Origin of the sequence: Dyadobacter subterraneus (assembly GCF_015221875.1) — a bacterium.
Taxonomy (GTDB): Bacteria; Bacteroidota; Bacteroidia; order Cytophagales; family Spirosomataceae; genus Dyadobacter; species Dyadobacter subterraneus.
In genome coordinates, this window is record NZ_JACYGY010000002.1 from 1,079,043 (window position 1) to 1,100,349 (window position 21,307).

At 39.1% G+C, this 21,307-nt stretch carries 22 protein-coding genes; 14 read left to right on the plus strand and 8 right to left on the minus strand.

What is annotated here, in order from left to right; translation table 11 throughout:
- The first annotated feature begins 46 nt into the window (after positions 1 to 46).
- Positions 47 to 730 carry a hypothetical protein gene (locus IEE83_RS30015; protein ID WP_194124402.1) on the plus strand — a complete coding sequence of 228 codons (684 nt, stop codon included), beginning with the start codon at positions 47 to 49 and terminating at the stop codon, positions 728 to 730.
- 60 nt (positions 731 to 790) lie between these two features.
- Here IEE83_RS30015 and IEE83_RS30020 read toward each other — a convergent pair whose 3' ends face one another.
- Positions 791 to 1,231, minus strand: coding sequence for a DUF3299 domain-containing protein (locus IEE83_RS30020; RefSeq protein WP_194124403.1), 441 nt, complete (start codon positions 1,229 to 1,231; stop codon positions 791 to 793).
- Positions 1,232 to 1,642, minus strand: a complete 411-nt coding sequence (locus IEE83_RS30025; RefSeq protein WP_194124404.1) for a hypothetical protein — start codon at positions 1,640 to 1,642, stop codon at positions 1,232 to 1,234.
- Between the two features lie 92 nt (positions 1,643 to 1,734).
- Here IEE83_RS30025 and IEE83_RS30030 point away from each other — a divergent pair, with 92 nt between their 5' ends.
- The gene (locus IEE83_RS30030) at positions 1,735 to 2,943 is read left to right on the plus strand and encodes a GTP-binding protein (RefSeq protein WP_194124405.1); all 1,209 of its coding nucleotides are present in this window, start codon (positions 1,735 to 1,737) and stop codon (positions 2,941 to 2,943) included.
- A gap of 349 nt (positions 2,944 to 3,292) precedes the next feature.
- On the opposite strand, the gene lptB is transcribed toward IEE83_RS30030, so the two are convergent.
- Together lptB and recJ are read right to left on the minus strand one after the other, a co-directional pair.
- Complete coding sequence (lptB, locus tag IEE83_RS30035; protein WP_194124406.1) at positions 3,293 to 4,024, minus strand: LPS export ABC transporter ATP-binding protein; 732 nt, start codon at positions 4,022 to 4,024, stop codon at positions 3,293 to 3,295.
- Between the two features lie 33 nt (positions 4,025 to 4,057).
- Positions 4,058 to 5,770, minus strand: coding sequence for a single-stranded-DNA-specific exonuclease RecJ (gene recJ, locus IEE83_RS30040; protein WP_194124407.1), 1,713 nt, complete (start codon positions 5,768 to 5,770; stop codon positions 4,058 to 4,060).
- Between the two features lie 140 nt (positions 5,771 to 5,910).
- Here recJ and ruvX point away from each other — a divergent pair, with 140 nt between their 5' ends.
- The 3 genes from ruvX to IEE83_RS30055 are packed head-to-tail and all read left to right on the plus strand — an operon-like array spanning position 5,911 to position 7,779.
- The gene (gene ruvX, locus IEE83_RS30045; RefSeq protein WP_194124408.1) at positions 5,911 to 6,324 is read left to right on the plus strand and encodes a Holliday junction resolvase RuvX; all 414 of its coding nucleotides are present in this window, start codon (positions 5,911 to 5,913) and stop codon (positions 6,322 to 6,324) included.
- A gap of 48 nt (positions 6,325 to 6,372) precedes the next feature.
- Positions 6,373 to 6,963 (plus strand): peptide deformylase, encoded by a 591-nt coding sequence (gene def, locus IEE83_RS30050; RefSeq protein WP_194124409.1) that lies wholly within the window; start codon positions 6,373 to 6,375, stop codon positions 6,961 to 6,963.
- A gap of 24 nt (positions 6,964 to 6,987) precedes the next feature.
- Complete coding sequence (locus IEE83_RS30055; RefSeq protein WP_194124410.1) at positions 6,988 to 7,779, plus strand: amidohydrolase; 792 nt, start codon at positions 6,988 to 6,990, stop codon at positions 7,777 to 7,779.
- A 1-nt stretch (position 7,780) separates the two neighbouring features.
- Here the strand turns inward: IEE83_RS30055 and gatC are convergent, their stop codons facing one another.
- Complete coding sequence (gene gatC, locus IEE83_RS30060) at positions 7,781 to 8,068, minus strand: Asp-tRNA(Asn)/Glu-tRNA(Gln) amidotransferase subunit GatC (protein WP_194124411.1); 288 nt, start codon at positions 8,066 to 8,068, stop codon at positions 7,781 to 7,783.
- 611 nt (positions 8,069 to 8,679) lie between these two features.
- Here gatC and IEE83_RS30065 point away from each other — a divergent pair.
- The 6 genes from IEE83_RS30065 (at position 8,680) to IEE83_RS30090 (ending at position 14,697) form a co-directional block, all read left to right on the plus strand.
- The gene (locus IEE83_RS30065; RefSeq protein WP_194124412.1) at positions 8,680 to 9,522 is read left to right on the plus strand and encodes a MotA/TolQ/ExbB proton channel family protein; all 843 of its coding nucleotides are present in this window, start codon (positions 8,680 to 8,682) and stop codon (positions 9,520 to 9,522) included.
- A gap of 64 nt (positions 9,523 to 9,586) precedes the next feature.
- Positions 9,587 to 10,201 (plus strand): ExbD/TolR family protein, encoded by a 615-nt coding sequence (locus tag IEE83_RS30070; RefSeq protein WP_194124413.1) that lies wholly within the window; start codon positions 9,587 to 9,589, stop codon positions 10,199 to 10,201.
- Between the two features lie 30 nt (positions 10,202 to 10,231).
- Complete coding sequence (locus IEE83_RS30075) at positions 10,232 to 10,795, plus strand: ExbD/TolR family protein (protein ID WP_194124414.1); 564 nt, start codon at positions 10,232 to 10,234, stop codon at positions 10,793 to 10,795.
- Between the two features lie 50 nt (positions 10,796 to 10,845).
- Complete coding sequence (locus IEE83_RS30080) at positions 10,846 to 11,670, plus strand: energy transducer TonB (RefSeq protein ID WP_194124415.1); 825 nt, start codon at positions 10,846 to 10,848, stop codon at positions 11,668 to 11,670.
- A gap of 224 nt (positions 11,671 to 11,894) precedes the next feature.
- Positions 11,895 to 12,854: a PstS family phosphate ABC transporter substrate-binding protein gene (locus IEE83_RS30085; protein ID WP_228102135.1), complete on the plus strand. Its 960-nt coding sequence runs from the start codon at positions 11,895 to 11,897 to the stop codon at positions 12,852 to 12,854.
- Between the two features lie 79 nt (positions 12,855 to 12,933).
- Positions 12,934 to 14,697 (plus strand): tetratricopeptide repeat protein, encoded by a 1,764-nt coding sequence (locus IEE83_RS30090; RefSeq protein WP_228102136.1) that lies wholly within the window; start codon positions 12,934 to 12,936, stop codon positions 14,695 to 14,697.
- A gap of 83 nt (positions 14,698 to 14,780) precedes the next feature.
- Here the strand turns inward: IEE83_RS30090 and IEE83_RS30095 are convergent, their stop codons facing one another.
- Complete coding sequence (locus IEE83_RS30095; RefSeq protein ID WP_137338192.1) at positions 14,781 to 14,987, minus strand: hypothetical protein; 207 nt, start codon at positions 14,985 to 14,987, stop codon at positions 14,781 to 14,783.
- 105 nt (positions 14,988 to 15,092) lie between these two features.
- On the opposite strand from IEE83_RS30095, the gene IEE83_RS30100 reads away from it, so the two are divergent.
- The 3 genes from IEE83_RS30100 to IEE83_RS30110 all read left to right on the plus strand — a co-directional run bounded on the left by IEE83_RS30100 (position 15,093) and on the right by IEE83_RS30110 (position 18,784).
- Positions 15,093 to 16,487 carry a BatD family protein gene (locus tag IEE83_RS30100; protein WP_194124417.1) on the plus strand — a complete coding sequence of 465 codons (1,395 nt, stop codon included), beginning with the start codon at positions 15,093 to 15,095 and terminating at the stop codon, positions 16,485 to 16,487.
- A 5-nt stretch (positions 16,488 to 16,492) separates the two neighbouring features.
- Complete coding sequence (gene aroC, locus IEE83_RS30105; RefSeq protein WP_194124418.1) at positions 16,493 to 17,572, plus strand: chorismate synthase; 1,080 nt, start codon at positions 16,493 to 16,495, stop codon at positions 17,570 to 17,572.
- Between the two features lie 330 nt (positions 17,573 to 17,902).
- Complete coding sequence (locus tag IEE83_RS30110) at positions 17,903 to 18,784, plus strand: FAD:protein FMN transferase (RefSeq protein ID WP_228102138.1); 882 nt, start codon at positions 17,903 to 17,905, stop codon at positions 18,782 to 18,784.
- An 81-nt stretch (positions 18,785 to 18,865) separates the two neighbouring features.
- Here IEE83_RS30110 and IEE83_RS30115 read toward each other — a convergent pair whose 3' ends face one another.
- Positions 18,866 to 20,209, minus strand: coding sequence for a Gfo/Idh/MocA family protein (locus IEE83_RS30115; protein WP_194124420.1), 1,344 nt, complete (start codon positions 20,207 to 20,209; stop codon positions 18,866 to 18,868).
- Between the two features lie 27 nt (positions 20,210 to 20,236).
- Positions 20,237 to 21,220 carry a formylglycine-generating enzyme family protein gene (locus IEE83_RS30120; RefSeq protein ID WP_194124421.1) on the minus strand — a complete coding sequence of 328 codons (984 nt, stop codon included), beginning with the start codon at positions 21,218 to 21,220 and terminating at the stop codon, positions 20,237 to 20,239.
- Between the last annotated feature and the right edge of the window lie 87 nt (positions 21,221 to 21,307).

The following is a 21,307-nucleotide window of genomic DNA, read 5'->3' on the forward strand; positions in this document are numbered from 1 at the left end:
GCATACTTTTGATAGATTATTAGAATAAACGTAAACGAGTAATCGAATGAAACAGCTTCTTATTATTACATTATTTTTATGCAGCACACTGGCTATTGCCCAAGCTCCAAAAGGTGCGTGGAAATCACAGGAACCAACAGGCAGTACTTCAACATTAATCGTGACAGACAATTATATGATCATTGCATCATATAGTGTTTTAAATAAATCGTACGAAAGAACAGAAGGCGGTCCATTTACAATTCAGGGCGACCAGATGACTTACACACCAGAATTTAATCCGTCGGATACAGCCAAAGTCGGTATTCCCATTGTTTACACTGTTACAATGAAGGATGGAATTCTGACTCTGAAATATGATGAAGCTATGGTTTGGATGAAAATCGATGATGGTGGAAATTCAGCTTTTACGGGCGCCTGGAAAGTTTCCAATTCAGGTGATTTGAAATCACAACTAACCGGAACTCGCAAAGCGGTAAAATTAGTATCCGGAACCCGATTCCAATGGATCGTTTTTGATACAGTTGAGAAAACTTTTTACAAAACCGGAGGCGGAACTTACACTTTTAAAAACGGGAAATATACCGAAAGAATCGAGTTTTTATCAAGCGATAATAACAGGGTAGGGACAACCCAGATTTTTGATTCAAAACTGGATAACGGAGTTTGGGATTATAAAGGAACAAACACGGCCGGTAAGCCAATTCACGAGGTTTGGGAGAAAATGTAAATTGTTTATCAAGATATTTTGAAAAGGTCTTTCCAATCATAAAGATTGGAAAGACCTTTTTTAATTTACAACTTCTGCATTTTTCAAAATGTAGTTAAGGTGTTCAACATCCAACGGATTAAGTTGTAAAATCCCTTTTACCGTTCTTTGCTCGTCCGTTTTGAACCGCTGTTTTTTATTTTTAAACTGTAATTCCATAATAGATTCCGGGCCAGCACCACCACAGAAAAAGCACATCGCCATAGGTTGTGCAGAAACAACGTAAATATTTTCGTTTTCGTCGACGGGAATTATGTAGCCTTTAATCTGAATTTCTTTTCCCTGAAGCGCTTTGACACTTTGTCCGAAAGTCGGGTATAAAAAGTACATGCTCACTTCTTTATTCAGTTTTCTAGTAAACTGAACATCAGAAAGATTTTTCCAGGTAATTAATAACGGGCTCATCGGCCCGGATATGCCAAGCACCGAAATTAGTATAAAAAGAACGACTGCTTTCTTCATCTAAAATTTACTTTTAATTTCTTTTTGTAATTCTTCAATCGCTTGTTTGGAGCTTTTTTGATATTCCAGCATAGACTCATCTGTCATTTGAACTCCGGTTTTATGTTCATGAAGTCCACCTTTTTCATGATGGTGCTCATGTTCAAAACCTGGAACTTCGACAACTCCTTCTTCCCACAATTCCAGAATTTTACCCAAACTATCCAGTTTGTATATCGAAACAGAATCCTTGTTTTTAGTAGCTTCCTGCTTCTTTGCTTCAAGATATTCTTCAATGTTTTCATGAATCTGCATCGACGCTAAATGAATTTCATTAGCTCTAATCAGCTCTTTGCTTTTGTCCTTATTCTTTCCGCAAGCTATTGTTAGTATTGAAAAAAAGATCAGAACAAGAATTCGTTGGCTCAGCATATTGAGATAATTTATTGTTATGCAACATTGTTGCAAATATATATTCTATTTTTATATTTGCAACAATGTTGCAAATATAAAAACGGCGAAATATGAAAAATAACAAACTTCCGGTCACCGTTCTGAGCGGATTCCTGGGTGCGGGAAAAACCACATTACTGAATCACATTCTTCATAATAAAAAAGGATTAAAAGTTGCTGTGATTGTCAATGATATGAGTGAGGTGAATATTGATGCTCAACTAGTCAAAAATGAAAATACGCTGAGCCGTACAGAAGAACGACTGGTAGAAATGTCGAACGGCTGTATTTGCTGTACGCTCCGTGAGGATTTGATGATTGAAGTTGAAAAACTGGCGAAGGAAAAGCGTTTTGATTATCTTTTAATTGAAAGTACAGGAATTTCTGAGCCGGTTCCGATTGCGCAAACATTTAGTTTTGTCGATGACGAAAATGGAATTGATCTTTCAAAATGGGCAGAAATTGATTGCATGGTGACGGTTGTAGATGCATTCAATTTTTCAAAAGATTTTGGATCACTTGATACGATTATTAGCCGGGATTTAAATGACGATCAATCGGACAACAGAACGATTGTAAATCTTTTAACAGATCAGATTGAATTTGCTGATGTGATTATTCTTAATAAATCTGATTTGGTTTCAACGGCGCATTTGGCGGAATTAAAAGCAGTTATCAATGCATTAAATCCGTCCGCAAGATTAATTGAAAGTTCTTTTTCAAAAATAGAAGCTAAGGAAATTTTAAACACAGGTTTATTCAATTATGACGAAGCTTCACAGTCAGCCGGCTGGATTCAGGAATTAAATAAACTCGAAAATGGTACGCATATTCCTGAAACCGAAGAATATGGAATTAATTCATTTGTATTTCGGGATAAGCGACCATTTCATCCTGAGCGCTTCTGGAATTATCTTACCCAAAACTGGCCAGCCGGAATTATTCGCAGCAAAGGATTATTCTGGATTGCTTCACGACCGAGTGATGCATTGAATTGGAGTCAGGCCGGAGGATCTTTGCGGGCAGAAGGTGCGGGTGTCTGGTGGGCAAGTATGCCGCTTAGTCAAAGAATTCGTTATGAGGCTTATATGGAAAATCGTGAATCGATTGAATCGCGTTGGGGACGTTTTGGCGATCGTTCGAATGAACTTGTGATTATCGGACAAGATCTTGACAAAGAGCTTATTTTATCGGATTTGGAGCTGTGCTTGTGTACAAATCAGGAAATTATTCTGATGGAAAAAGGGGAGAAATTTCGGGATCCATTTCCTGTTTTATAATCACAATTTCACTCCGTCTGACACGATCTATTTAGATTTGTTCAAAATAATTTTGAAAAAAGCTTTTGAATGATTCTAAATAGATACTACATTTGTCTCATCAATAACGGAAATGGAATGAACGCGTTGATTTCGAATGAACCAACAATACTTGTAGAGCCTGCCAATTTTTGGTCAAAATCGCTGATTCTAAACGATTCATGCGTTTTTAAGGATTGTTGCAAAAACTATAAAAAGAAAGGGAAATACTGTAAAAAGTGCCCTAAAAAATAATACAGTTCATGGTGAATAATTGTAAGAGGGGGAGTGCCCAGAGCGTTCCCTTTTCTATGCTTGAGACTTTTTTGAATTAAACTTTACGTTTCAATTCAAAGTTTTGTCCAAGATAAACTCTTCTTACCTGTTCATCTTCCGCAAGTTCTTCTGCACTTCCCTGTTTCAGAATTTTTCCTTCAAATAAAAGATAAGCCCTGTCAGTAATCGAAAGTGTTTCGTTCACATTGTGATCGGTAATGAGGATACCAATATTTTTGGTTTTCAGTTTGGCAACAATACTTTGAATATCTTCCACGGCAATAGGATCGACACCGGCAAAGGGTTCATCCAGTAGAATAAATTTAGGATCCACAGCAAGCGATCTTGCAATTTCAGTCCGGCGGCGTTCTCCTCCTGATAATACCATCCCTTTACTTTTGCGAACGTGCTGCAAGTGAAATTCTTCGAGTAATTCTTCCACTTTTGCTTTTTGGTCGCTTTTGGAAAGACTGGTCATTTCCAAAACCGCCCGGATATTTTCTTCAACCGTTAACGACCGAAAAACCGAGGCTTCCTGTGCCAGATAACCCAGACCTAAACGCGCACGTTTGTACATGGGAAGATCCGTAATGTCCTTATCATCAAGAAAAACTTTTCCGCTGTTCGGTTTAACCAAGCCAACGGCCATATAAAATGATGTCGTTTTTCCTGCTCCATTCGGACCGAGTAATCCTACAATTTCGCCCTGTTCAACCTGGTAGCTCACATTGTTATTCACAAGACGGGCACCGTATTTTTTTACCAGATTTTCGGTTCTTAATATCATTGTTCGATTTTAGTAATTCAAAAACGCAACGGTCTAATTAAATTTAATATCCTTCAGGAACAATTGTAACGTTTTTTTGTCCCGAAAGTTATTCTCTTCCAGATTGTAACAAATAGAAAAAGTTTTGCCTTTGATCAATTCCGGATAATACTGCGACATACCAAAACCGATGGCCGTAAAAATCGGAGAGCCATTTTGTTTTACGTCAAATTTAATATGCTTTTCTTTCATGATCGTTGGCTGACCGGCCAGAGAAACTTCTTTGCTCTCAAAAACCGGCGTCATATTTCCCGGCCCGAAAGGACCCATCTGGCGCAGAATATTATAGAATTTTGCAGTAACCGCACTTAATTGCAGTTCCAGATCAATATTGATCATTGGAATTAATTGATCCGGCAAAATTCTGCTGCTTACAATCTGATCAAATTTGGCACGGAAAGCTTCAATATTTTCAATCGGCATAGTCAATCCGGCTGCAAAAGTATGGCCACCAAATTGTTCCAGAAGTTCAGCACATTCTTCAATTGCTTCATAAACGTCAAAACCAGGTACAGAACGGGCAGAACCGGCAGCTTTTCCGTGGGATTCCGTCAAAATAATAGTAGGACGATGGTATTTTTCAATACACCGGCTTGCCACAATTCCGATCACACCTTTGTGCCAGCTTTCCTTATATAGTACTGTGCTTCTTGCGTCCGTAAACCAGTTATCACTTTCAATCATGGCCAGCGCTTCTTCCGTTATGCTGCTGTCAAAAGTCCGGCGGTCGCTGTTATGCTGATTGATTTCATAAGCAAAATCAACTGCTTCCTGTTCAACCTCCGAAAGTAAAAGACGAACAGCTTCTTTGGCATGTTTAATTCTGCCGGCAGCATTAATTCTTGGCCCAAGTCCGAAAACTACATTGGTAATATCCAGCACACCTTTAATTCCGGCAATGTCTATCAATGCTTTCATACCAACCCGTGGCGCAGCATTTAAGCGCTGAAGTCCATAATAGGCCAGAACACGATTTTCTCCCGTAATGGGCACAATGTCTGCTGCGATACTAACCACCAGTAAATCAAGATATTCAAACAGTGATTCCTGAGGAATATCATGTTGAATACAAAAAGCCTGCAATAATTTAAACCCGACGCCGCAGCCGGTTAATTCTTTATAGGGATAAAGGCAATCTTCTCTTTTTGGATCCAGAACGGCAACGGCCGGAGGAAGTTCATCGCCCGGACGGTGGTGATCACAAATAATAAAGTCAATACCTCTTTTATTCGCCTCAGTAACTTTATCGACCGATTTTATACCACAGTCCAACGTTACAATTAAGCTAAAACCATTTTCCTGGGCGAAATCTATACTCTGCCAGGAAACGCCATAACCTTCATTGTAACGGTCCGGAATATAATAATCCAGCTTGTCGTATATTTTTCTTAAAAAGCCATAAAAGAGCGTGACAGAGGTAGTTCCGTCAACATCATAATCTCCGTAAACAAGAATTTTTTCGCCGTTGGAAATGGCTTTGGATAAGCGCTCAACGGCAATGTCCATATCCTGCATCAGGTATGGATCATGTAAATGTGTAAGATCAGGACGGAAAAAATTACGGGATTGTTCAAAATCTTTAACACCGCGCTGTACCAAAAGTGTAGCCAAAAACGGGTTCACTTTTAAAGCCTCAGCCAGTTCACGCGCAACTTCAAGTTGATCAGAGGGTAATTCGGGAATTTGTATCCAACGCTTGTCAATCATAATCACAAAGATAATGGGATTCTGTGATGCATGTATCAAAATCTATTATCGCGCACCGAATCAGGGAAAGCTAAGTGAAAGGTCTTATCTTTGCAAAATTATTTTAGTCAAAGTTTGACTATTCACTTACTGATCAAAAAATGCCTCGTCTACTGTCCATTGATTATGGTGCAAAACGTACCGGAATTGCGGTAACAGATCCTTTGCAAATTATAGCAACGGCGCTCGATACCGTTAGAACACATGACTTGCTGGATTTTTTGAAAAAATATGCACAGAGTGAAGTTGTCGAAGCATTTATTGTTGGAATGCCGCGAAAACTGGATAATACTGAAAGTGAAAATGCAGCCAGGGTTCATACTTTTATCAAGTTATTGAAAAAAAGTTTTCCTGATATTCCTGTTCATATGCATGATGAGCGATTTACGTCGTCCATGGCCTTACAATCCATGATTGCAGGCGGTTCCAAAAAAAGTGAAAGAAGAGAAAAAGGAAATATTGATAAAATCAGCGCTACTATTATTTTGCAATCCTTTATGGAAAGCCGCCGATAATCAATTTATTGAAGAATATTTTATTTAGAAATCTCATATTTTAATCAGATGATTTACCCAATTGTAGCCTACGGCGACCCTATATTACGAAAGCCAACCCGCTTTATTGAAAAAGATGAAATGGATCTTCAAAAGCTTTCGGCGGATATGTTCGAAACTATGTATTCTGCTAACGGTGTAGGATTAGCTGCCCCTCAGGTGGGATTAAATATCCGTGTTTTTGTTGCGGACGGAACGCCTTTCAGTGAAAAAGATGAGGATGATGATGAAGACGATGAAGTTGATTTGAGCCTTGTGGGTTTCAAAAAAACATTTATCAATCCTGAAATTCTGGAAGAGGATGGAGAAGAATGGGCTTTTGAGGAAGGATGTTTAAGTATTCCCGGAATTCGTGGCGATGTTTACCGGCCTGAAAGATTGGTAATTCGTTACAGGGATACGGATTGGAATGAAATCACAGAAGAATATAAGGGAATGGCGGCAAGAATTATCCAGCATGAATACGATCATTTGCTTGGAAAACTTTTCGTGGACTATCTTCCTACTTTGAAAAAACAATTGATCAAAAAGAAACTGACCGATATTTCAAAAGGAAAAACAGACGCTGACTATCGTATGCGTTTTCCTGGCCGTAGATAATTATTTTCATTTTATGTGATCAGTATGGCCATTCCAGTGGTTGACGAACTTGCCGTTTGTCTTATTCAAACAGATTTATTTTGGGAAGATGTAACAGCCAATCTTTCTTCTCTTGAAGAAAAAATTGCTGATATCGATCATCCTGTTGACGTTATCGTTTTGCCTGAAATGTTTAATTCAGGCTTTACGATGAACACAAATACAGCTGAGCATATGAATATGACGACGACCAAGTGGATGAAACACATGGCTTTGCAAACCGGAGCCTTAATTATCGGAAGCTTTGCTGTAAAAGAGGGAGGGCATTTTTTTAACAGATTATTATGCGTTCGTCCGGATGGATCTTTTGTTCAAAGCGACAAACGCCATCTTTTTAGAATGGGGGAGGAGCATGATACTTACACACCTGGAAATTCCCGTCTGATTGTGGAATGGAAAGGATGGAAGATTTTTCCCCTGGTTTGTTATGATTTAAGATTTCCGGTCTGGAGCCGGAATTCTTCGGATAATCCTTATGATTTGCTTGTTTATATAGCCAGCTGGCCCAAACGCCGTGCACACGCCTGGAATACGCTGTTGAAAGCAAGAGCGATAGAAAATCTTAGTTATGTTGTGGGGGTAAACAGAATAGGGCTGGATGGCAATGGAGCTGAATATCAGGGAGATTCCGTTGCCCTGGATTTTCTGGGTGAACCTCTTTTCCATTTGGGAGATAAAGAATCCGAAAAAGTTATAAAACTCTCTAAGTCCGCTTTACGGTCTTACCAAGATTCGTTTCCCGCTTATCTTGATGCCGACCAGTTTGATATAAGGTAACCTATTCGATTACTTTGGGTACCTTTATATAGGTATCATTTTTACTTGGTGCATTAGCTAAAGCCTCACTTCTTGACAGGCTGTTATTTCCTTTATCTTCACGCCAATTGTTGACTTCATCCATTATATGGGTAAGCGGTTCAACATTTTCGGTGTCTATTTCGTTTAATTGTTCCATCCAGGTTAAAACATTATCCATACTGGTGAGTAGAGCGGCCTCTTCTTCCGGTTTTACATGAAGTTTTGCAAGACCGGCAATTTTTTTCAGAGACTCGTGATCGATTTTCATAATGTTAAGAATTTGTTATGTTCGTAATTCCTGGCGAAACGGGTCACAAAAATACCACATTTTTGCGAACTCAAACGGCAGATTGTTTTTTTTGCCAAAATGGTGGTACGCAAACGGATTGGCCGAGTTAAAAATAATCCGAATTTGTATAAATGATAATTTTAGGGAAACAGATTCTTAAAAATATTATAATATTTAGTAAGTAGAGAGCGAATAATATTTGCTTTTGAACGCAAATGAGAAAATAATTTAAAATGCTTTTGCCAATTTAAAAAAAGATGTTCCTAGGATTTGAGGCGTATAGTACAATTTTATAGAACCTATAAATTTATATATATATCATTCTTAATCAATGAAAAAAAGGCATGGAAACATCAAATTCATTGAAAGAACAATCTTAAAATTATACAATTGAATGATCATTAATAAAAATATAGAATAAAAAAACCAGACAAAAGCTTGCTTTTTTTTAAAAGGAAAACTCATACTTTTGTAGGGACTTAAAATCGTAACACCACAATCAAAATTTTATTTTACAAAAACACGGTTTAACCAAAACTTTTATTTAATTCACAACCAAAATCTCAATTTAACCTTTAAAAGTAAGTCTGATGGAAAAGAAAGCAACGACTCCGGCACCAGCACCAAAGCCTGCAACAGCAGCACCAAAAGGCTCAGGTGGTTTGAATCCGGCATTGGTAATCCCCCTACTATTTGTTATTGCCCTTTGTGTTTACATTTTTGTTTTAGGTTCTCCTGATCACTTTATCGACGGAGACCACGAAAAAGGACCAAAACCAGGTGATTATTTCGGTATTGTTCATGAAGGAGGACCTATCGTACCTTTGTTAATGACTTGTTTTCTTATTGTACTTGTGTTTACAATTGAGCGTATCATCACAATTGGAAAAGCAAACGGTACTGGCAGCATCGATTCGTTCGTGCGTAAAGTGAAAAGTCTTCTTGACAAAAACCAAGTTGACGAAGCAATTAAAGAATGTGACAAACAAAAAGGTTCAGTTGGTAATGTTATCAAAGCTGGTTTGATTAAATACAAACAACTTGCTGCTGATGGCGGTCTTGACAAAGAACAAAAACTTGCTGCTTTGCAAAAAGAAGTTGACGAAGCTACTACGCTTGAACTTCCTATGTTACAGAAAAACCTTACAATCATTGCAACTTTGGCTGGAGCCTCTACACTTATCGCCCTTCTTGGAACGGTACTTGGTATGATCAAGGCGTTTGCAGCTCTTGGTGCATCTGGTGGTGCTTCTGATTCAAGTGCTCTTGCAGCGGGTATCTCTGAAGCCCTTATCAACACAGCGATTGGTATCGGTACTTCTGCGATTGCAACTGTTTCTTATGCTTATTTGAACAGTCGTGTTGATGACCTTACTTACAGTATTGACGAAATTGGTTTGAGCATTCAGCAAAATTTTGCAGCTCATTATTAATAATTATATACTATTGATATATAATTATCGTTAATATTAAAAAAACTTATATATTTGTAAAGTTATGGCAATAGTTAAGCCCAAGAAACATCCACCTCATATGGATATGACGCCCATGGTGGATTTGGCGTTCTTGCTACTGACATTCTTTATTATGACGGCGACGTTCAAGACTAATGACGCGGAGGTTAACACTCCAAGTTCGGTTTCAACGATTAAAGTGCCGGATGATAAAATTATGATCATTAGTATTGACAAAGATGGTAAAGTTTTCTTTGGTGTGGATGCTCAATCAACTAGAATATCTATGTTGGATAACATCGCTCAGTCAAAAGGAATTACTTTCACAGATTTAGAAAAAAAGAAGTTTTCGCTTCAGTCGAGCTTCGGTGTTCCTCTTAATCAGTTGAAAGCTTTCTTGAACACACCAGACGCACAAATGGCTCAAATCAAACAACCTGGTATTCCTGTGGATTCAACAGGTACAAGTCAATTGGCTGATTGGGTATATGCTGCGAGAAAAGCAGATCCGGGATTGAGAATCGCTTTGAAAGGAGATAACATAGCTAAATTCCCTGTTTTCAAGGATGTGCTGGGAAATCTTCAGTCTCAGAATATTAACCGATTCAATCTGATTACCGCTAGCGAACAAGCGCCTGCCGGTTTTAGCATGGATTAAGTATTTCACTGAAATAAAAGAAAGACTAATATGTCAGCAATAGTAGAAACCGGTGGTGGTGGTAAAGGCGACGGCAAAGTTCGTGGCAAGAAATTGAACACCAATGTTGATATGACCCCGATGGTTGATTTGGGTTTCTTGCTAATTACGTTCTTTATGCTTGCAACAACAATGTCTAAACCTACGTCGATGACATTGAACGTGCCTGACAAGACTGAGAAAGTAGAAACAGAACCATTGAAAGCATCAAAAGTTCTTACATTGTTTCTGGGTAAAAACGATGATGTTTATTATCTGGATGGTGTAGCAGCAGATGATCCAAAGGCAGAGGAATCGCTTAAAACAACTCGTTTTGGTTCTGATTTAAGAAGCGTAATTTTTGAATCTTCAAAACGTATCAATGCGGCTTATCCAAAAGATGAGAAAGGTTTTGGTGCATTTGTTGTTGTAATTAAACCTCTGGTTGTGTCTACCTATAAAAACATGGTTGATGTGCTTGACGAAATGGCCATTACCAAGTCTAAGAAGTATGCACTTGTGGACGAACTTACCGATTCGGAAAAGAAGTTGCTTGGAGACAAAGCAAAACCTTGATTTAATTCTGGGATAGTAATAAAATATTTTAAACATTTAATTTAAACGCCATGGCAGAAGTTAGCCCGAATGCGACACTGGATGATATAGTGTTTGCCAATCGTAATAAGGCGTATGGTGCATTTTCATTGAGAAAGGGATATCGTGCAGATATTACCAAATCAACTTTGATCGGCGCTGCTCTTTTCGTTTTCGCAATGTTTTCACCTGCACTTATTAATGCACTGAAAGGCGATGAAGCGAAAGAAGAAGTAATGGTTAACGTGGATTTAATGAACTTGCCGCCTCCGCCGATAGATCCTACTGAACCGCCACCACCGCCACCGCCGCCAGTTGAGCAGCCTAAGGTAGCAACGGTGAAGTTCTTGCCTCCTGAGGTAAAAATGGATGAAAAGGTTCCTGAAGAAACACCTCCTCCAACGGTTGAGGATTTGAAGGAAGCAGTAATTGCTGATAAAACAGTAGAAGGTGATCCAAATGCAAACGAGGTAATCGTTGCTCCGGAACAAGTTGCTGCTCCAAGTAAAGGAACTGTTGTTGAAGCTGCACCAGCTGAGGAAAAAGTCTTCACTGTGGTAGAACAACAACCAGAATTTCCAGGAGGAACTGCTGAAATGTACAAGTACTTAGGAAAGAATATTAAATACCCAAGTGCAGCTTCACGTGCTAACGTTTCAGGAAGAGTATTTATGTCATTCGTTGTTAATACTGATGGAAGTATTCAGGACGTTGCAGTTCTAAAAGGTTTAGGTTTTGGTTGTGATGAAGAAGCTATTCGTGTTGTGAAAGCAATGCCAAAGTGGAAACCAGGTAAACAATCAGGACGTGCAGTACGGGTTAAGTATAACTTGCCTATCAATTTCCAACTTGAATAACTCATGAAGGAAAAACCATTGCATGAGAAAGTAGTTATTATTGCTTCTTTGTTAATGGCTCTGATATATATAGGAGGAGGGATCTACTTGATCTCCTCCTCCTTATCTTTTAGCTTGCTTCCTGTTGGAAGTATGCCGCGCTACGCTTTTGCTGGCATACTTATTTTGTACGGTTTTTACCGAGGTTACAGGGTTTTGAGAAAATGAGTTATTTAACAAGAGGCATGAAATATTTGTTTGGTGCAGGCATAAGTATCTCCCTGTTTATAGTAATCCTGGTTTCAGGATGTGCAAAAGAATCTTCAAAGGAAAGAGATAATCCTGTTCAGGGGACAATAACAATAGCAGCAGATGAATCTTTTAAACCTCTGGTACACGCATTAACACAAGCATATCAGGGGATTTATCCAAGAGCTCATTTTAATATAGTTTATAAGCCGGAACAGCAGGCAATTCTGGAATTATTGAAGGATAGTGTCAGAATGGTTTTTACGTCCAGGCAGCTAAGTGAGAATGAGATTGCCATGGTAAAACAGCAGGAAGGTATTCAGAAAGCGCATCACATCGCACTGGATGGTCTGGCACTAGTTGTGAATGGAATTAATAAGGATAGTTTGATTACAATGGATGAAGTGAAGTCCATTGTCGAGGGTAAGATTACTGATTGGTCCCAGTTAAAAGGCAGCAGTCAGACAGGTCCTATTACATTGGTTTTTGATAATGCAAATTCGAGCAATCTGAATTTTGTCATGAGCAAATTTAACCTCAAAAGTATCCAGAAACTCAGAATAACTTCGGCTGGCTCCAATGCAAATGTGATCAATGAAATTAAAAAGAATCCTTTAAGCCTTGGTTTTATTGGCGTAAACTGGATCAGTGACGGGCATGATGCTTTGGCGATAGAACTATCAAAGGGAATCAGAGTTTTGGGTGTTTCCAAAAGTGCTAATCCTGTCTCTGTCAAAGAATATTATCAGCCTTTCCAAAACGGATTGGAATTAAAAAATTATCCACTTTCACGTGATGTATATATTATCATCAGAGAAGGTTATGCAGGACTTGGCAATGGAATGGTTAATTACATAGCCAGAGATGTTGGAGGACTTATTATCCAAAAGATGGGTTTAATACCAACAATTGTGTATCCGAGAGAGCTGGAAATAAGGACGGGACAAAATCTTTAGTCTTCTTATACAATTTATTACATTTGGAACTTGTTTATTGAAAAACCAAATTTTTTGTCATTATATTAACCGGGTAAAAATGAACAGAAACATGAGAATGAAGTTAGTAGCACTGGTATTTTGCATTTTTTCAGTAGTAAATGTGCAGGCACAAACGGTGCAGGACGGTTTGGCCTTAATACATGCTGAACGTAATAAAGAAGCGGGAGAATTGTTTACAAAATTGGCCACAGGTACTCCTTCGGCTGACAATCAATATTACCTTGGTTATTATTTTGTAATCAATAAGCAATTGGATGAAGCTCAAAAGGCTTTTGAAAAGGGTATATCTCTGGATGAGAAATCAGTACTTAACCAGATTGGTCTTGGTACTGTTGCACTTGGAAAAGGAGATCGTGCGAAAGCGAAGGAATTGTTTACTGCTGCTGAGAAGAAAAAAGGTAAAGATGCTGAGGTTCTTTTCCGTATAGCGGAAGCTTATACTTTGTTTGAAAAACAAAGTGATCCTGCGGAAGCTATAAGATTAGCTGACGAAGCTATCAAAAGAGATAAAAATCTGGCTGATGCTTACATTATAAAAGGTGATGCCTTAATGTTGCGCAACGAAGGTGGTGCTGCGGTGACTGCTTATGAATATGCTTTAACTGCAAAAGCAAATTATGCAGTTGCTCACAACAGAATTGGTTCAGTGTATTTGAGAGGTAAAAATTACAATCTTGCTCTTGAAAACTACAAAAAAGCACTTGAAGCTGATCCAAATTTTGCACCTGCTTATCAGGATCTTGCTGAGCTTTATTTCTTTGCACGTAAATACAAACAAGCAGCTGAAAACTACGATCTATATATGCAAAAAAGTCTTGCATCGGATCCTGAAACAAAGCTTCGCGCTGCACAGTTTGCCTTTACAGCCGATGACTATACAAAGTCATTACAGATTTTGGATGAAATGAAAGGAAAAATTAACAACCCGATTACTTTGCGTATGTATGGTTGGTCTTATGCCAAGACAAATAATCCTGATATGGCCATTCAAAATTTGAATGAATTCATTAAAGTAGCTCCGGATAAAGTTATTGGAGATGACTATAAATATCTTGGACGTGCTTACAATGCAAAAGTGACTGACGGAAAAGGTTACGATTCTACAGGTGTACTTTACATTTTGAAAGGTGCTGACATGGATACGAGCAAAACAGATGCTGCAACTACTTACAAAGAAGTTGGTGCGCTGTACTATGCTGCTAAGGACTTCCCTAATTCAGCAAAAACTTATTACAAAGGTATTGCTTTGGATACAGCGAAGGCAACTGCAAATGACTATTACTACCTGGGTCTTTCTAAGTTTCAATCAGCTGGTGCTTTGGGATCATTGAATAATGCTGCTGGCGATAGCGCACAAATTGCTGCTAACAAAAGAAATATGTATTTATCTGCTGATTCTACATTTGCAATTGTTACTCAGAAACTTCCTGATTGGCCATATGGCTACTATTGGAGAGCAAGTGCGCTTTACAATGCCTATGACAAACAAGAAAATATTGATAAAGGAATTTCAGCTCCTTATTATCTTAAACTTGCTGAATTGGCAGAAAAGGATCCAGATCCTTCGAAATACAAATCTTATCTAAAGTTGGCTTATAATTACCTTGCTTTTTATAGCCAAACTACATTGAAAGATGAAGCGAAGTCAAAAGAATACTGGACTAAATTGCTTGCGATTGATCCTAATAGTGCAGCGGCAAAAGAAGCCTTAGGAATGGCTCCGGCGCCAGCTGCTGCGGGTACCGCAACAGCTACACCGGCTAAGGCTGCTCCGGCTAAAAAGCCAGCTCCTAAAAAATAATAAGAGCTTAGTGAAATTAAAACGAAAAGACCCGCCGATTTCGGCGGGTCTTTTCGTTTTAATTCATATTCTATTACAATGGATCAGCCCAGTGTAGATGGAAGCGGGAAGCAATTGTTAAGTGTAGCCAAATGTACCGAGCTGTAATTCTCGTAGCACCAGTTTCTTAAACGCTTTACTTCGGCAGGCATTAACATGCGGATTGCTTTTCTTAATTCTTTTTCGAACAATCTGCGGTCGAAACTAACCTTTTGCAGAATAATTTTAATGTATTCAAGCATAGAGGCCATAGTATTATGTAGTTTTGCGGTTTAGGTAAGACACAACGTTAAAAGAACTTTTTACAGATAATCAGTCCATATTAGTATCACCGATAAGTGTAACGAATATTTCCCATGAAATTATATGTAATTTTAAGCATAATTTTGTGTTTTTCTTGTACTATTCATGCGCAAATTATAAATAATGATCCAATAATTGAGTTTGGGCCGAAAAATCTCAAAATGGATGAGCCATTTACCATTTCGGTTGTTGTTCCGGGAGAAGAAAACCGTCCATCAGTGAGTTTTCCCGAAATTAATGGGCTCGAAAAAAGAAGTAAATCGGCAACCAGCTCAATTAACACAGTGGGCGGCGAAAAAGTTGTAGTACAAACAATCAGCCAGCAATACTTTGCTTTAAAAGAGGGAACATACGTAATTCCATCTTTTTTTGTCACCGTTAATGGTTTGAAAATTAAATCAGAAGGCGTAACCGTTGAGTATAATGCAAGAGTATTAATTAATCCTGAGGTTATAAGTGAAGAAGATCTGGCATTATTACCTGAGGTAGGAAATAACGACGAGGATGTATTTCTTTCTGTTGGAGCGAATAAAAAAAGCGTCTTTATGCGGGAAGGCTTTGCGCTTGGAATTTCTTTATATGTGGCTGAAAATGCACCGATACAAATGGATTTTTATCAGGTGAATATCCAATTGCAATTAATTTTAAAAAAAATACGACCAGTTGGTTGTTGGGAAGAAAATGTAGGAATTGAGGAGATTATTAAGCGTCGTATTGAAATTGGCGGGAGGAAATATACAGAATTCAATTTATACCAGGCGCAGTTTTTCCCGATGACATTACAGGATATTATTTTTCCTTCGGTAACTTTGGAGATGCTTGTTGGAAATGGAAAGGCTGGCGAGGGAAAACTTCTCAAAAGTTTCCGATCAAAAGTTGTTAAGGTAAGTGTAAAGCCACTTCCGCCACATCCTTTAAAAGATCAGGTGGCCGTTGGACAATACAAACTGGTAGAACGTCTTTCAAGTGCGCTGGTTTATCCGGGAGAGAGTATCCGGTATTTATTCAGGATTGAAGGTAAAGGAAACATAGCAGCCATACCGACACCTGAAATTATTGCGAATTCTTCTTTTGATTTTTATCCGCCGGATATTAGTCAGCTGATAAAAAGAAGCAATCAGAATGTAAGCGGAGAAAAGAGCTTTGATTATTTTGTAGTACCGCGCCAGGATGGGACTTTTCCATTGGGAAGATATTTTCAATGGGTGTATTTTGATCCAAAGGCTGCAAAATATGATACGCTGATTTCTCAAAAAACACTTCAGGTAAAAGGAGAGGATTATAAATTGGGCAATATATCATTACACGGATCCAGCGGATTGTATGATAACCTTGAAAGGTTAGACAGCAGCGCAGAATATTTTGATTTTAAACAAATACTAAAAGAGTTAACAAATGCCATCGTAATTCTGTTATTGCTTACGATGGTTTGGGTGTTAAGAAAATAGATTTCATGGGTAGTACATACGGAAAAATATTCAAGATTTCCACGTTTGGGGAATCGCATGGTGTAGGAATTGGTGTGATTGTGGAAGGCTGTCCGGCCGGCGTTGATTTTGATACAGATTTTATTCAAAGCGAACTGACACGCAGAAAACCGGGACAATCGCGTATCACCACACAAAGAAAAGAAGCGGATGAATTTGAGGTTTTATCTGGTGTATTTGAAGGAAAAACCACAGGCACTCCGATTGCCTTAATTATCAGAAACGAAGATCAGCGTAGTAAAGATTATTCACATATAGCGGCCCAATTTCGCCCATCTCATGCAGATTATACTTACCAGGTAAAATATGGTGTGAGAGACTATCGCGGAGGCGGAAGAAGTTCAGCACGAGAAACTGCTGCTAGAGTAGCTGCTGGTGCTTTGGCAAAATTACTACTTGCAAATTTTGGAGTTAATATTCAGGCCTATGTTTCTCAGGTGGGGGCTATGAAACTCGATAAGTTCTATACTGAATTGGATTTGACCCAAACGGAAAACAATGCAGTTCGCTGTCCTGATCCTGAAATGGCAGAAAAGATGTTTAACTACATTGATGATGTCCGTAAAAAAGGAGATTCTATCGGAGGGGTTGTGAATTGTGTTGTAAAAGGAGTGCCGGCAGGTTGGGGAGAACCCGTTTTTGACAAATTACACGCAGAACTTGGAAAGGCGATGCTTAGTATCAATGCTGTAAAAGGCTTTGAATACGGAAGTGGTTTTGACGGTGTCGCGATGCTGGGTTCAGAACATAATGATGCTTTTTTTGTTGACGACAAAGGAGAAGTCCATACCAGATCAAATCATTCCGGAGGAATTCAGGGTGGTATTTCTAACGGGGAAGACATTTATTTTAAAGTGGCTTTTAAGCCGGTAGCAACCATTATGCAAGACCAGGAAAGTGTGGATTCACATGGAGATCCGGCGGTTGTGCAAGGAAAGGGACGTCATGATCCTTGTGTGGTACCACGTGCCGTACCTATTGTTGAAGCAATGGCAGCTTTAGTTTTAGCAGATTTTTATTTGCGCAATAAGGCCAGCAAGCTTTAATTTTTTTTTCGCCTTCGGTTCAGGCTTAGCACCAGCCAGATCGTTCCCAAGAATTCAACGGTAAGCCCGCTTAACATGGCGGGATTACTATAATGCACATGTGTAGATTTTATAAATGCACCTGTGGCAATTAATAGCAGACCTGCTGATAAGATGATAATAGCATTTAGTAGATTCAGTTTCACCCGATTATATCGTTCGTTCCACTTTATTAACAACTTCGCTTCAAGGAAGCACTATATATCGAATATAGGGATTCTATTCTTACTTTGCTATTTTTCTTCCCAAACTTTTGCCCAGGAGAAACGGTACACTTTCGAAAAAGGACTGATGGGATCTCCTTTCCGGATCATTATTTATTCGGATAATGATTCAACTGCCAATCGGGCTGCTCAAAGCGCTTTTAGGCGTATTGAAGACCTTAATGCTTCTTTAAGTGACTATCGGGACGATAGCGAGATTAATGCTGTCTCAGCGCAATCAGGAACTGAAAAATGGATTCCTGTCAGCAAAGACCTTTTTGATATTCTTTACATTTCAGACGACATTAGTAAAAAAACTAATGGGGCTTTCGATGCTACGCTTGGGCCTATTGTACAGGAATGGCGTAGGGCTACACGAAAGGGATATTTTCCGGATACTGATTTAATAAAAGGTGCACTTGGTAAAACAGGATATCAAAAAATTAAATTTGATAAAAAAACGCAAAGCATCCAACTTAAAGATAAAGGAATGCGACTTGATATCGGCGGATTGGGAAAAGGATATGCTGCGGATGAAGCGGTGAAAGTTTTGAAAAGGTACGGTATAAAATCCGGTATGATTGATGCCGGTGGAAAACTTGCGTTAATGGATGCACCCCCCGGCGAAAAAGGGTGGAAGATTGTAATTTCTTCCGGACGGGATTCAGTTGAAACCATTGAATACGCAAACGTTGGTATGGCGACTTCTGGCCCGACGTATCGTTATCTGGAATATAATGGCAAGCGATATTCTCATATCGTCGATCCAAAAACGGGGATTGGTCTTTTATATCACGTAAGAACGACCGTGATATCACCAACCTCAGTTGAAGCGGACGCATTGGCAACGGCATTTAGTGTATCAGGAATTAAAGAGGGTAAGAAATATTTGAAGAGATTTCCGAATAACAAAGTCTGGCTGGTGGAGACAAAAGGCGATCAGATAAAAAGCTGGAATACAATAAAATAATCGTCTTAAAAAGACCGAAAGCAATAAAGGCTGCGATTGAGAAATCGCAGCCTTTATTGCTTTTAATATATCAGCAGAAACTTAGATAACTACTGTTTTACCAGGAACCGCAACCGGATATAAACCGTCTGCTCCTGGTAATAATTTTGGATTTGCATCCCATGCAAGTTTGTCAGGGAATAAATTGATATCTGAATTTAGAGCTTCATCCCACTTGATCAGTTTTCCTGAATAAGTAGCCATACGACCCATAATAGCAGTCATCGTACTTTTTGCAGATCTTTCTGCATCGGCAAATTTATATTCACCTTTTGCAACAGCATCAAACAATTCATCGTGTTCAACCTGATATGGGTTGATATCGGCTTTGTCGTCGTGCGCATAAATCACACCACCCTTGTAATCTTTTAAAATCGTTTTCTTGCCATCAAAGCTGTCAATACGGCCTTTTGTACCTACAAATGCTTCATCCACTTTATTCCATGTACCTTCAAATTGTCGGCATTGGCTTGAAATTGTTGTTCCATCAGCATAAACAAGATCCAGGGTATGGTGATCAAAAATCTCGCCATACTGTTTTCCTGTACGCACTTCTCGCCCGCCAGTTCCCTGAATTTGCGTAGGATAAGCATTTTTTATCCAGTTTGCAACATCAATATTATGGACATGCTGCTCGTTGATATGGTCACCGCAAAGCCAGTTGAAATAATACCAGTTTCTCATTTGGTATTCCATTTCAGTCTGATTTGGCTGACGTTCTTTCATCCACGGACTGCTGCCAACCCAGTAAACCTGTCCGCCAACAATATCACCTAAAGCGCCATCCTGGATTCTTTTGATTGCTTCACGGTAGTTAGCCTGATAACGGCGCTGAAGACCAACTACAACGTTCAATTTCTTTTTCTTAGCTTCTTCGGCAAGCGCTAAAACTTTACGGATACCAGGTGCATCAGTTGCAACCGGTTTTTCCATAAAAACATGCTTATTGTTCTTAACCGCTTCTTCAAAATGAGAAGGACGGAATCCCGGAGGTGTTGCCAAAATAACAACATCCACATCTTTTAAAGCAATCGCCTTTTTGAAAGCGTCAAATCCAACAAATTTGCGATCTTCAGGAACGTCAACTTTTGTTTTGATATCCACTGTCGCGCCTGCTGCATTTTTATATTTTTTTGCAGTAAGGTTTCTGTAAGATTCGTCAAGTCTGTCTTTGAAAGCATCAGCCATCGCAACGATCTGCACATTTTGTTTTGTGCTTAACGCCTGCGCTGCTGCACCTGTTCCGCGTCCGCCACAACCAATTAAGGCTACTTTGATCGTATCACCCACTGCGCTGTTAAATCCGTAGCCCGTGAAGGGGTTCAGGATAACACTGCCTGCAACCAGGCCAGATGCTTTAAGGAATTCGCGTCTGTTTTGTTCCATTTTTAAAGTTAAATTAAGAGTTTTATATCAATAATCTTCTATCAATGCAGGACTGTAATATTTTGTGATTTCTTCTGCCGAAGGCGTTTTCACAGGTCTAACCAATCTGAAACCTACAAAAGATGCACTTGTCATCCACCACTCACTTTTTGGAAGCTGTGGATCCAAAACTTTCCATTCGGGTTTTGAAGGTGTACGCGCCGCACTTCTCAAATCTGCCGGTTCATCATCCCATGATCCGCCGCGCACTGCCGTTGGATAAAGCTCTGTTACCGGAGCAAACTTTTCTCCCGCTGGCTGTTTCGCATAGTAATCAGGAATATATTGGTCAAGCGTCCATTCCATTACATTACCATGCATATCATTTAAGCCCCATGCATTTGGCTTTTTTGTTCCAACTTTTTTATATGCCGAACTGCTGTTTTTACGATACCAGGCATATTCATCAAGTTTGGAAGCATCATCTCCGAATGAATAAGCTGTTTTTGAACCCGCTCTGCAAGCATATTCCCACTCGGCTTCGGTTGGAAGACGGTAAAAAACACCTGTTTTCTCATACAGCCATTTGCAAAAAAGAATGGCAGCGTATTGTGTCATGTTAATAGCAGGATATCCTGCACGTCCCATTCCAAACGACATATCTACGTAAGGAGGACTAGGGCGTGTGCTTGCATCCGTTTTTGCAACGCTTTTTTCAGGATCAGGATGACGCAGAGCCATTTCTTTTTCCATATTTTTGAAAGCATACAGGTCATAAATGTCCCAACTCAATTCTACTTTTCCCATCCAGAAAGGTTCGATTTTAACCTTATGCTGAGGGCCTTCATCTGGTCTGCGGCCTTTTTCGGTGGCTGGGCTACCCATGGTATATTCGCCGCCCGGAATAGCAACCATGTCATAAACTTGTGGGCTTCCGCCGATTACCTGTGTGTAACTCTTAAAATTATCCTGCGCAGATGCATTTAAACAAAGAAAAAAAACGGGGATTAGGTTAAGGATTTTTTTGTACATAATTTTTTAAAATGTGTTCTCATTGAACCATATAACAAAGAATAAGTAGCAATATTATGGTATTTACCCTATGAAAACGAATTTTTT